This is a genomic window from Pseudoalteromonas sp. CnMc7-15 (genome assembly GCF_022347925.1).
Taxonomy (GTDB): domain Bacteria; phylum Pseudomonadota; class Gammaproteobacteria; order Enterobacterales; family Alteromonadaceae; genus Pseudoalteromonas; species Pseudoalteromonas ruthenica.
The window spans coordinates 495,989-508,953 of the sequence record NZ_JAKRFT010000001.1 but is presented as its reverse complement, the minus strand read 5'-3'; the positions used below and the strand labels follow the sequence as shown (position 1 = coordinate 508,953).

Annotated in this window: 6 protein-coding genes; 3 read left to right on the top strand and 3 right to left on the bottom strand. The window is 47.2% G+C overall.

Translation table 11 applies throughout. The features are described from left to right. Positions 1–39: 39 nt before the first annotated feature. On the bottom strand, positions 40–1,374 hold the full coding sequence (locus tag MHM95_RS02265) for a dicarboxylate/amino acid:cation symporter (protein ID WP_045978389.1): 1,335 nt from the start codon (positions 1,372–1,374) through the stop codon (positions 40–42). A 165-nt stretch (positions 1,375–1,539) separates the two neighbouring features. Here MHM95_RS02265 and MHM95_RS02260 point away from each other — a divergent pair, with 165 nt between their 5' ends. Together MHM95_RS02260 and topA are read left to right on the top strand one after the other, a co-directional pair. Then, positions 1,540–4,431, top strand: coding sequence for an Ig-like domain-containing protein (locus MHM95_RS02260; RefSeq protein ID WP_239384097.1), 2,892 nt, complete (start codon positions 1,540–1,542; stop codon positions 4,429–4,431). Positions 4,432–4,697: 266 nt separating this feature from the next. Beyond that, complete coding sequence (gene topA / locus MHM95_RS02255; RefSeq protein WP_138507853.1) at positions 4,698–7,343, top strand: type I DNA topoisomerase; 2,646 nt, start codon at positions 4,698–4,700, stop codon at positions 7,341–7,343. A 77-nt stretch (positions 7,344–7,420) separates the two neighbouring features. Here topA and MHM95_RS02250 read toward each other — a convergent pair whose 3' ends face one another. Next, positions 7,421–7,657 carry a hypothetical protein gene (locus tag MHM95_RS02250; protein ID WP_022945095.1) on the bottom strand — a complete coding sequence of 79 codons (237 nt, stop codon included), beginning with the start codon at positions 7,655–7,657 and terminating at the stop codon, positions 7,421–7,423. 187 nt (positions 7,658–7,844) lie between these two features. Then, positions 7,845–9,464 (bottom strand): alpha-glucosidase family protein, encoded by a 1,620-nt coding sequence (locus tag MHM95_RS02245; protein ID WP_138547446.1) that lies wholly within the window; start codon positions 9,462–9,464, stop codon positions 7,845–7,847. Between the two features lie 652 nt (positions 9,465–10,116). Here MHM95_RS02245 and MHM95_RS02240 point away from each other — a divergent pair. Then, a complete protein-coding gene (locus tag MHM95_RS02240) occupies positions 10,117–12,921 on the top strand; it encodes a TonB-dependent receptor (RefSeq protein ID WP_239384096.1) in 2,805 nt (934 codons plus the stop codon). Positions 12,922–12,965 lie beyond the last annotated feature (44 nt).

Below are 12,965 nucleotides of genomic sequence, written 5' to 3'. Positions count from 1 at the left end.
ACCCCGCCACAACGGCGAGGTTTTTTTATACAAGTAAGATTAGCTTCTTGCTTTGGGCTTATATTCTTCCAGTTCTTTAGCCGACTCGAGATCGTTAAAGACGGTCTCATCAAGCTGCCCTTCAGATTTGGCGACAACACAGGTAACCATACAATCACCGGTCACATTTACCGCTGTACGCGTCATATCTAACAATCTATCGACGCCGATAATAATCGCGATACCTTCGACGGGGAGCCCCACCTGATTCAGTACCATCGCCAGCATAATCAGGCCTACTCCTGGCACTCCAGCGGTTCCAACGGATGCCAATGTGGCGGTAAGAATAACCATTAGGTAATCTGAAATACTTAAATCGACACCAAACACTTGAGCGATAAACACGGTTGCACAGCCTTGCATGATGGCGGTGCCATCCATATTAATAGTGGCTCCCAGTGGCACAGTGAATGAGGCAACGGAGTTACTGGCACCGAGCTTTTTAGTCGCGGTCTCAAGTGTAATAGGCATGGTTGCACTGGAACTTGAGGTGCTAAACGCAAACAAACAAGTGTGCTTCATTTGCGATAAAAAGGTGACAGGATTTAAGCCAGTCAGCACTTTCAATAGGATAGAGTAGTTAATTAACCCATGGATCAGCAGCGCTGCGACCACCACACCGAAATACTTCATCAGGCTCCAAATAAGCCCCAGCTCAATGGTCGTAAACAGTTTTGCCATCAAACAAAAGACCCCGTAAGGAGCAATGTTCATAAGTAAGGTAACCAGTTTAAGAATGACGTTATTAAGGTCCTCAAAAACGGCGCTTAGGCGCTGGCCCGCTTCGCCACTGAGAGCCATTGCAATGCCGAATAGTAGCGCAAAAACAATGACCTGCAACATGTTACCACTGGCCATGGCATCAATAGGATTCGTGGGGAACATATTGATGATGACCTGAGCCAGCGTCGGCGCTTCTTTAGCATCAAAGGTCGCATCATTTGGCAAGGTGACGCCATCGCCAGGGCTTACTAACAGCGCTAAGGTAATGGCGACGGTGATGGCAATGGCGGTGGTACCCACATACATGGCGATGGACTTACCACCTAAACGACCTAAGGTTTTCGGGTCACTGAGGCTACAAGTACCACAAACGAGGGACACAAATACCAGTGGCACCACCAACATTTTTAAGCTGGCAATGAAGATTTGCCCGCCAATATTGAATAAACCGTCAACAAAAAAGCCTTTAACAGGAAAGGCAAACAAGCCTAAATCAAGTAATAATTCGTCTTCACCGGCCAAAATCAACTTGAACAAAAAGCCGACAACAACACCTAGCGCCATACCAATCATAATACGCGTGGTGAGAGACATTGAACCTTTTTCAGACATAGGTATGATTCATCTTCGTTATTGTAATTCGCTATAGCCTATCAGCGAAAATCACTCAATGCAGCGAAAAACGACAACTTTTTTCAAAAAAGGAATGCGTAATTCACTCATCCTGGGTTAATATTAAGTAAATAATTTAAACAATAAAACGTTAGGGAGAAGTCAATGCGTTTTGTGCGATTGCTCAGTGCCTCTTTACTGAGTTTACTTCTAGTCGCCTGCGGTGGCGGCGGCAGTTTAGAAGAAGGTGGTGACACGGGGGGAGATGGTAGTTCTTCCGGTAGTTATTCCATTACCGTAACCGTGGTGGACAGTGAAGGCAATGCAATATCTGCCGAAAATCCTATTTCTAATGATAACCCGGCGCAAGCAGTAGCAACGCTCAGCGCAACTTCAGGCTCTGTGTCTGGTAAGGCCATTGAGTTTAGCCTGCAGCAAGTAAGTGGCAATACCTTAGGTGAGCTAAAACCTGCTTCTGCACAAACGAACGCAGATGGTGTCGCACAGGTCACTATTGGTCCAGGTCAAGTGAAAGGCGCGGGTCGTGTAACCGCAACTTACATTCCGGCTGCTGGTAACGAGGTAACAGCGCAAGCGGATTTTACTACTCAAGGTGATGACGTTGTTGTGACCGAGGAAACCGCCGATGTTGACGTGTTACTGCTCACTGGTTGTAACGCTGGTTGGGATGATGATCGTGACAACGTGATGCTTGACCCTCGTGACCCAAATACCGGTTGTAATATCGTCAATAGCATTTCTTCTAACGAAGTGGGCGAGATTTACGTTGAAGTAACCAGCATTCAAAGTGGCGATGGCGTAGGCTCGGCAATCGTTAATGCCCAGACCTCAGTGGGAACGGTATTACCATCATCTGGTACTGCATTAACCGACTCGTTTGGCCGCGCTTTATTGCGTTTACAGCCAGGCAACCAAGGTGGCGCAGGCACGATTACCGCCGAAGCATTGGGCGTTACCGACACCACCAACTTTGCTGTGGGTGTGGTAGATTTAGAGCTGACAGTTGATAACGGCTTGGCAACGGATAACAACAATAATGTTATTCCTCTTAAAGCCGGTGGCAGTACGGTTATCGAAGTGCAGCTTCGCGACGAGGAAGGCAACCTATTCCAAACTCCGACCGATGTGGAATTTAGCTCTACTTGTGCGGCCAGTGGTCAGTCTACTTTGGATGACAAAGTAAAATCGCGTGCCGGTATTGCTACAGCAACGTACCGCGCGAACGGTTGTAACATTGAAGATAACGTCACTGTAACAGTAGAGACTGGCGGTAAAAACTACACCGCGACAACTATTATTCCGGTTGAAGCGTCACCTGTACAATCTATTCAATTTATGGATGTAAGTGAGGCGTTTATCGCTCTTCCTCCGGGTGAAGGCGGTGTACCTACCCAATCTGTGGTGCGCTTTAAACTTCTTGATGAAGATGGCAACCCAGTCGCTCAAGACCGCATCGACTTTCGTTTGACTGACGGCACCGGTGAAGCGGCACTGACTCAGGTAACAGGTAATACCGATAACAACGGTGTGGTACAAACTACAGTGACATCAGGTGTGGTGCCTGGTGCCCTAGTTGTAAAAGCCTGCTATGTGCCAAAAGCAGACGTAGCGGCATTGCCTGAAGGTGATGATTTAACCTGTTGGGTTGATGAATATGAAGCCTGCCAAGCAGCCGATGCCCCAAGCTCTTGTCCTGAAGGCGAACTTCGACTTATTCCGCTAAGTGAGCAAATCAGCTCAGTATCGAGTTTGCTCACTTTAAGCTCAGGCGTGACCGATCAGAACAGCTTTGATTTAAGCGCCGACGTTATTAACTCCAACTCGCTTTATTACAACGGTGTGGTATCTAATCTTACGGTATTTTTTGGTGACCAATTTAACCAACTAAGTGGCGATGGCGTTGAAGCAACGGTACTTGCTGAGGCAGGCGCTACAGGAGTGATCGATGGCACGCAGTTTAACCCAACCTTTAAATGTCAAACGACTGATGCAGCCTGTACCATTCAATGGCGTAGCCAAGGTGATAGACCATTTGAAGACTATAAATGGGGTAACCGTATAGGCGATATCGACGGCAATCCATCTACTACCGAGGGCATTAATCCAAAAACTGGCGAACAAAACTGTGACCCATATTTTGGTGCAGCTGCGCCTTGTATCAACGGTATGATACGCGCTAAAAACGATCCCAACGGTATTGTTATGGGCGGGCGTGTTACGGTAATGGCGGTAGCCAAAGGCCAAGAAAACTTTGTTGATGAAGAGTCGAGCGGTGGTGTCACTCGCCGTAACGGCCTGTTCGATATTGGTGAGTATTATCAAGAGTATGACTTAAGCGAAGCCTTTATCGACCATAACGAAAATGGCACCTTCGACAAAGCCAACTGCGATCCAACACCTGGACCGACTGACCCTTGTTCAGAGTTACTCTCGCGAGGCGGTCATAACGAAACTTGGCGTGACCTTGATAACGATGGCATCTTTGATGAAGCGGACGGCAAATACAATGGTCTATTGTGCTCACAAGAGGCTGAAGCGGCCGGTGAATGTACTCGTGAGCTGATTGAAGTGCGTAGCAGTGTAGAGCTAGTGATGTCTGGCGATAAGCCTTTTGTACGCTTTGCGATTGATTCGAACAGCTGTACAACCGATGCGCAGCGCGAATTGGAGTCTACTAACGTTGATGGTAAATGTGATATTAGAGAAGTCAATGTAAGTACGGAAGACGAAGGCGGACTCGCTTTTCAAGATATCCATATTTACTACAGTGACGAGTTTGGTAATCCTTTACCTGCCGGGACTGAAGTAGAAATCACTTCGAGCAATGGTGACTTGGACCTTATCAGGCACACCGCAACCCTAGGCAATACGAACAGTGATAAACCTTCACATTCTATTGTTAAAGTATCTAGAGAAGCACAAGGCAACCAAAAAGATACAGGTGCTTTGGTAATTACCTTTACCATTCCATCAGGATTTGATGGTGGTGATGCCACGGTAGTATCTGCATCAATGACTGTTGTTGATAACCAATAATAGCTCGTGTTATTAAACAAAATGCCAACCACTCGGTTGGCATTTTTGTTTCTATTCCTATATATTGCCCGGCGTTAGCCTGTGCACCGGTGATTAATCACCATAACGGACAAAATCACAGCAATAGCTGGTCAAAAAATCGCTGATTAGATAAAAGTTTAGCGTCAAAGCTTGTAACAATAGGTGTTTGTAGATATACCTATATTTATTCGTGCCCACGAACAAGGGCAATCATTATAAAAAGAGATAGGTCAACTTAGGCTATTATGGGCAAATCGCTAGTCATTGTAGAGTCTCCTGCAAAAGCAAAAACAATTAATAAATACCTAGGCAAGGACTATGTTGTTAAGTCCAGCGTAGGTCACGTACGCGACCTTCCTACCTCTGGGTCAGGTAAGGCAAAGGCGCCTGCGGCAAAATCCCCCGCCGAAGTGCGCAAAATGGCCCCTGAGGAAAAAGCCGCCTATAAAAAGAAGCGTGACTATCAAAACCTAGTTGCACGCATGGGTATAGACCCAGAAAAAGGCTGGGAGCCTCACTATGAGGTGTTACCCGGTAAAGAAAAAGTTGTTCAAGAATTAAAAAAACTCGCCGAAACGGCAGATGAAATTTATCTCGCAACGGATTTGGATAGAGAAGGGGAAGCCATTGCATGGCACCTTGAAGAGATTATCGGCGGTGATAAGTCGAAGTACAAACGGGTGGTTTTTAACGAAATCACCAAAAATGCCATTCAACAGGCCTTTTCTACCCCGGGCGAGCTGAATACCGATATGGTACAGGCTCAGCAAGCGCGACGCTTCCTAGACCGTGTTGTTGGCTTTATGGTCTCGCCTTTGTTGTGGCAAAAGGTGGCGCGCGGGTTATCTGCTGGGCGCGTGCAGTCCGTTGCCGTTCGTCTTCTCGTGGAACGCGAGCGCGAAATCAAGGCCTTTATCCCGCAAGAGTTTTGGGATATTCATGCTGATGTACAAGCCAAAGCCGATGCGTTACGTCTTCTGGTAACCAAAGAGCAAGGTAAAGCCTTTAAACCGGTTAATAAAGACCAGGCAGAGGCCGCTGTGGCGCAGCTGCAATCGGCTCAGTACCAAGTTACCGACGTTGAAGAAAAACCGAGTAAAAGCCGCCCAAGTGCGCCTTTTATCACCTCCACCATGCAACAAGCGGCCAGTACGCGCTTAGGTTATGGCGTTAAAAAGACCATGATGCTAGCGCAACGTCTTTACGAAGCCGGTTATATTACCTATATGCGTACTGACTCGACTAACTTGTCACAAGACGCTATCGCCATGTGTCGCGGTTATGTGGCCGATAATTTTGGCGACAATTACTTGCCGGAAAAGGCCAATATTTACAGCGCAAAAGGCAACGCGCAAGAAGCGCACGAAGCAATCCGACCGTCAGATGTGAACGTTCTTTCAGGGCATGTTGAGGGTGTTGATGCTGACGCTAAGAAATTGTATGAGCTTATTTGGCGTCAATTTGTTGCCTGCCAAATGGTGCCAGCGCAATACGATTTAACCACAGTGACGGTTACAGCGGGTGAGTTTGAGCTTAAAGCCAAAGGCCGCGTATTGCGCTTTGATGGTTGGACCCGAGTGCAACCTGCCGTGCGCAAGAAAAGCGATGAAGAGCAAGCGCTGCCAGCATTGAGTGTCGGTGATGAATTAAGCTTAGATAAGCTGGACCCACAACAGCACTTTACCAAGCCGCCAGCGCGATACAGTGAAGCAAGCTTGGTTAAAGAGCTTGAGAAGCGCGGTATCGGTCGACCCTCAACCTATGCTTCGATCATCGGCACTATTCAGGACAGAGGCTATGTGCGGGTGGAAAACCGTCGTTTCTTCGCTGAAAAAATGGGTGAAATCGTCACCGATCGCCTTGTTGAGAACTTTACCGAGCTGTTGAACTACGACTTTACCGCCAAAATGGAAGAGCGCCTGGATGATATTGCCGAGGGCGAGCGTCAGTGGACTCAAGTGCTGGATAACTTTTATGCTGACTTCTCGGAAAAGTTAGCCATTGCCAGTGGCGATGAGGCGCAAGGCGGAATGCGTCAAAACCAAATGGTCGAGACTGACATTGATTGTCCTAGCTGTGGCAGAAAAATGGGGATCCGCACAGCATCAACCGGTGTATTTTTAGGTTGTACTGGGTATAACTTGCCACCTAAGGAACGCTGCACCACCACCATGAACCTCACGCCTGGTGAGGAAGCGGTCAATGCCGATGAAGTTGAAGATGTTGAAACATCAACACTGATGCAAATGAAGCGTTGCCCTAAATGTGAAACCGCCATGGATTCATATTTAATTGATGAAACCCGAAAACTGCATGTCTGTGGTAATAATCCCGCGTGCAGTGGCTACCTCATTGAACAAGGGCAGTTTAAGCTCAAGGGCTATGATGGTCCGATTATTGAGTGCGATAAGTGTGGCGCCGATATGGAGCTGAAAAACGGTCGCTTCGGTAAGTATTTTGGCTGTACCAATGAAGACTGTAAAAATACTCGTAAACTGCTTAAAAATGGCGAGCCGGCACCACCTAAAGAGGACCCGGTGCACTTGCCAGAGCTTGAATGCGAGAAATCGGATGCCTATTTCGTGCTGCGTGATGGCGCAGCCGGTATATTCTTGGCTGCCTCTACTTTTCCTAAGTCACGGGAGACTCGGGCACCTAAGGTTTCTGAATTAAAGCGTTTTCGCGATCGTATATCACCTAAATTTTACTATTTAGCCGATGCGCCAGAGACTGACTCTGATGGTAACCCAGCGGTAGTACGTTTTAGCCGAAAGACTAAGTCGCAGTATGTAATGACAGAAGTCGATGGTAAAGCGACTGGCTGGAAGGCAACCTACGAAAATGGTAAATGGGTTGAAGAAGAGAAAAAGAAAGCGAAAAAGAAAAAGTAACCCGCAGAAAAAAGAAAAAGCCGCTCACAATGATTGAGCGGCTTTTTTATTCCCCTAGGCCCATATTAGGCAAGTGGCTATTTGATATTCACTTGTTGTACGTGCTGGTAACCATTGTCACTGAGCTCGTCATTGACACAGTCGAGCACATACTGATACTGGCTTTGCGCATCAATGTCATCTTCCGTGGCCCAGTCTAGGCACATCTGCGTGTGCTCCTTGATTATCTCCTCGGGGGCGACTGGTAGGTCATCGCTGGCAAAAGCACTTTGTAAGCCAATAGCAAACAGCGCACTTAAAACAAGGTATTTCATTGCATAGTTCCTCTTTGGAAAGTGCTTTATTTTTAGCTTAATCGTCGGTTTTTAGAAAGTGAGTTATTTTTATCGTCAAGATAACCGACGTTGTCCTTGGGTGAGCAACATGACTTTTGAACAAGCACAAAAAAAGCACCCCGTAGGGTGCTAAAAAATGTCACGTTTTATGACACAAGGGAAGGGGTTAAAGACGAGCAAACCAACAGCCAAATGCAGGTAAATGCAGTGTTTGGCCTTGCAATCGCCCAGTGTGATGGCGCAACGAATCTTGATATTGATGACTGGGCGCGTGCGTTACTTCGACACTCACGGGTTGCTCCGATAGGTTAAAATAACAACATATGGACTCATCACCGTGGTTGCGGATAAAGGCAAGAACGGGCTCATGAGTATCAATAAAGTGAATGTCACCTTCAACTAACGCACGATGCTGACGCCGCCAAGCCATAAATTCGCTGTAGGCATTGAGCGTTGAATGAGCATCCTGTTGTTGTTTGGCAACATGTTGTAGGCTGTGAGCATGACTTACCGGCAGCCATGGTTTTACCGTGCTAAACCCGGCGTGCTCACCGTCTTGCCAAGGCATCGGCGTGCGACAGCCATCACGGCCTTTAAAATTGGGCCAAAAAGTGATGCCATAGGGGTCTTGCAAATCTTCGAATGCAACATCCGCTTCGCCTAATGCCAGTTCTTCGCCTTGATACATGCATACACTGCCACGTAGGGAGCCAAGCAGTGCGGTCAACATTTTTACTTGTTCAGGGTTAACTTCGCCGTTTTTTGCCCAACGGCTGGCAACACGCTCCACATCATGATTACTAAACGCCCAGCAAGGCCAGCCCTCGAGCATATTCGCCTCTAAGGTCTCAACCGTTTTACGAATATAGGCGCTGCTGTAATCATCGGTTAGTAGCTCGAAACTATATCCCATATGCAGCTTGTCGCCGCCGCTGGTGTATTCGGCCATGGTCGCAAGGGAATCCTCAGACGAAATCTCCCCAAGTGCTACCGTGCCTGGGTATTTGTCGAGTAAGGCACGAATATCGCGCATAAAGTCGAGGTTTTCAGGTTGCGTGTTGTTGTAGTAGTGGTATTGAAAAGCGTACGGGTTATCTTCGCTAAAACCACGGCCTTGACGCTTTTCTTTTGGCTTTGCCGGGTTATCACGTAATTGAGCGTCGTGATAGCAAAAGTTAATGGCATCTAAGCGGAAGCCATCAACGCCTTTTTTAAGCCAAAACTCCACGTTATCCAGCACCGCTTGGCGCACTTGCGGGTTATGAAAATTAAGGTCTGGCTGCTCGGTGAGGAAGTTATGCAAATAATACTGTTCGCGACGAGGTTCCCATTGCCATGCCGGGCCGCCGAAAATGGATAGCCAATTGTTAGGCTGCGTGCCATCTTCTTTAGCGTCTGCCCACACGTACCAATCAGCATAGTCATTATTGTTTGATTCGCGGCTTTGCAAGAACCAGGGATGCTGATCAGAGGTGTGGCTCAATACCTGATCAATAATGATTTTAATATCGCGCTGATGTGCTTCGGCGATCAGTTCATCGAAGTCGCTAAGATCGCCAAAAATAGGGTCAATATCACGATAGTCGCTGATGTCATAACCGAAATCCTTCATTGGCGATTTGAAGAACGGTGAGATCCACACCGCATCCACACCCAAGCTTTTTATGTAATCAAGGCGGTTAATAATACCTCGGAGGTCGCCAATTCCATCGCCGTTTGTATCTTGAAAGCTGCGGGGGTAAATCTGATAAATTACCGCACCTTTCCACCAAAGAGGGTTCGCCATGTTTCGCTCCAGAACATCGGTTAATTTTTTTGCTTGGCAAAGAATACGGCAACCTCAGAACGCTTGTAAAAAATCTGCATACGTATGCATGATGTATTCGTATGCAAAAGCGCATTAGGTGGCTTTAGTGTTTGCTTGGCTTTGCTACCAAATTGGTACCAAAAGGCTGTTTACCAATGGAAACGGTGCCATTGAGTTGGCTGGTTCCGGTAATCGGGTCTTGCACTTATTTAAGGCGATTCAGCCCACCAGTGCACTAAAGTAGTGCGAAAATAAATGGTAAGACCAATTGCCACATCACAATATGGGCTCTTACTATCATGTTCTCAATAGCCCTACTAGTAAGGGATGTGGGCTTATTTATGGGTTCAGGGGGCTGGCGTAGGCTAGGGCAGCGTATTGATGGGGGGGTTAAATTGTAACTGTGCTGTAAAGGCTAGCAAGCTCGCATATTTACTGGATTGTTGCTAATTTTGATGTAACTAAAATGTAAAATATTGCAGCTGCAATTACATTGAATACGTATGCATAAGTTTGTTAATAATTTAAGACGAGCGTTAGTATTTTTTGCGACAACAACACGAGCCAAATTGGTGCAGCGCTAACTACCACCAATTGGTCCTAATAAAATGGTTAATCGGGATAAAACACTATGTCTATGTTCAAACCAAGTATGCTAACGCTTGCACTGTTGAGTGCCGGTTTAGGTAGCCAAGTCGCGTATGCTCAAGGCAACGAAGCGCAGGCGCAAGCCGATGAGCAGCAAGATGTTGAAGTGATTGAAGTACGTGGCTTTCGCCGCAGTGTCGTCGAGTCAATCAATACCAAGCGTTTTGCAACAGAAGTGGTAGAGTCAGTGTCTGCGGAAGACATTGGTAAATTACCAGATTCGTCTATTGCTGAATCTATTGCTCGCTTACCTGGTTTGACTGCACAGCGCCTAGACGGTCGCGCATCACGTGTCAGCGTACGTGGTTTTAGCGAAAACGAGAGCGCCACCACCTTTAATGGTCGTGAACAAGTCTCTATCAGCGACAACCGTGGCGTAGAGTTCGACCTTTACCCGTCAGAAATTATGAGCGGTGTAACGGTCTATAAAACACCGAGTGCGTCACTTGATGCTGAAGGCATTGCCGGTGTTATCGATATGCAAACAGTCCGCCCACTAAGCAAGGGCGAGCAGGTCATTCAGTTTAACGGTCAGCTTGAGCAAACTAGTTTCGATAAACTAAATCCAGACGGCGATGACAAAGGCTTCCGTGGTACGGTTTCTTACATTGATCAGTTCGCTGAAGATACCTTTGGCGTTGCTTTTGCTTATACAACGATGAGTTCACCCAACCAAGAGAAGCGTTGGAACTCATGGGGCTACCCTGAATTTACCACAGACTCAGGGGAAACTTATTCAATCTTGGGTGGGGCGAAACCTTTTGTGCGCTCATCAACGCTCGAGCGTGACTCTGCGATGTTAGTGCTTGAATACGCGCCTACCAGCGACTTGAGCATGACCTTTGACGCGCTTTATGTTGATTTTACTGACGAAAAAATTCTTCGTGGTATTGAAGTCCCGTTTGCATGGGGTCAAGGCTCAATCTCTCCTGAGAGCGCAACGGTTGATGCAGACAGCGGCTTTATCACCAGCGCCTTAACAGAAGGTCAACGCGTTGTCGTTCGTAACGACTTTGAAGAGCGTAAAGCGGATCTGAGTCAGTTTGGCTTTAATGTAGAATACCTCCTTAGTAACGACTGGGAGCTGGAATTTGACGCCAGTCGCTCCGAAGTAGAGCGGCAAGTATGGAGTATCGAAAGCTACTCAGGTACAGGTCGTGGTGATAATAACGGTATTTCCGATAATATCGGTTATGCCTTTGATGATGGCAACACCGGCGCCCAATTCTCGCACCAGCTTGATTACAGCGACTTCAACCTTATTCAATTAGGTGGGCCTTTATCTTGGGGCTCCAGTGCGGCATTAAATAATCAATATGGCTTAACCGGCACGCCATATGAGAATACCGCGCAAGATGGCTTTATTAATGCCCCAGAAGTGGAAGACGAATTAACTACGTTGAAATTGGCCGCTAGCAAGGCAATGGATAACGCCTACATCAGCGGTGTGGAATTTGGCGTGTCTTATCGTGACCGTGAGAAAACCAAGGTCTCTGAAGGCTACTTTATGACTTTGGCTGATTTCTCTTACCCAGAGAACGTCGGCATGCTCGAAGTGCCTGAGCAGTATCGTCTTGGCAGCGCCGATTTAAGCTTTATTGGCATGGGCCCAATGGTCGCTTACGATACCCGTGCACTCGTGGATGACGGTTACTATAATCTGCTGCGTGAAAGCTTAACCGACTCTAAGCACTTAACACGTTCATGGACAGTGCAAGAAGAAGTCACCGCCGCTTTTGTACAAGCCAATATTAATGCAGAGCTAGGTGATATTCCAGTAACGGGTAATGTCGGTGTGCGTTATGTGTATACCAAACAGTCGTCACAGGGTAATGCCTTTAATGTCGTTGATGGCCTCGTTGTGGCCGAACCCACCGATATTAGCCACGACTACAGCAATGTGCTGCCGAGCCTAAACCTTAACTTTGCTCTAAATGAGCAGCAAACGCTGCGTTTTGGTGCGGCGAAAACCATCTCTCGTGCGCGCTTAGATGAAATGAATGCCTCAATCAGCGCCTCGTACAATGCCCAGCAGCCAGATGAAAACGGCAATTATTGGTCGGTATCCGGCGGCAACCCGGAGCTTGAACCCAAAGAAGCGACGGGCTTCGACTTAAGCTATGAGAACTACTTTAGTGAAGAAGGTTACTTCTCGGCAGCGGTGTTCTATAAAGACCTGAACCAATGGATTTTTGACGGTAACTATGAGATTGACATGAGCGGCGTGGCGGACCCGGCTACTGGTGAAATTCCACCAAATAGCACCGGTACCGGCTCAGGTAAAATCAATGGCGGTGGCGGTGACCTGTGGGGTTACGAGCTCTCTGTGGCATTACCGTTTAACTTATTCGCCGATGAGCTAGAAGGTTTTGGCCTACTGGCCAGCCATACCGGTGTTGAGCAGGATATGGAAGACCCCAATGGTAACGATTATGAACTACCGGGTTTGTCTGACAGCATTCAAAGCTTAACCGTGTACTATGAGCGCTATGGCTTCACCGCACGTACGAGCATGCGTAAGCGTAGTGACTTTAAAGGCGATATCTACGGTGTGGGTTTCTCAACTGACCAAGTCGATATCCAAGGTGAAACCATCTGGGATGCACAGCTTGGGTATGACTTTGCTGATTCCGGTATTCAAGGCCTAGAGAGTCTAGAGATTACTTTCCAAGTGCAAAACATCACCGAAGAGCCGTTTATCTCGCTACAAGGTGACAATGCCCTGCAAGTACGTGATTACCAAGATTATGGTCGTACCTACTTGCTCGGTTTCAAGTATGAGCTATAACTCTTAACTGTCGTAACTTGTTTAAAAAGCCCTTGAATTTTCAA

Excerpts from the sequence above, each read along its gene's own strand:
- MHM95_RS02260 (WP_239384097.1), top strand. The coding sequence starts at position 1,540 with ATGCGTTTTGTGCGATTGCTCAGTGCCTCTTTACTGAGTTTACTTCTA.
- MHM95_RS02250 (WP_022945095.1), bottom strand. The coding sequence starts at position 7,657 with ATGAAATACCTTGTTTTAAGTGCGCTGTTTGCTATTGGCTTACAAAGT.
- MHM95_RS02245 (WP_138547446.1), bottom strand. The coding sequence starts at position 9,464 with ATGGCGAACCCTCTTTGGTGGAAAGGTGCGGTAATTTATCAGATTTAC.
- MHM95_RS02265 (WP_045978389.1), bottom strand. The coding sequence starts at position 1,374 with ATGTCTGAAAAAGGTTCAATGTCTCTCACCACGCGTATTATGATTGGT.
- MHM95_RS02240 (WP_239384096.1), top strand. The coding sequence starts at position 10,117 with ATGTCTATGTTCAAACCAAGTATGCTAACGCTTGCACTGTTGAGTGCC.
- topA (WP_138507853.1), top strand. The coding sequence starts at position 4,698 with ATGGGCAAATCGCTAGTCATTGTAGAGTCTCCTGCAAAAGCAAAAACA.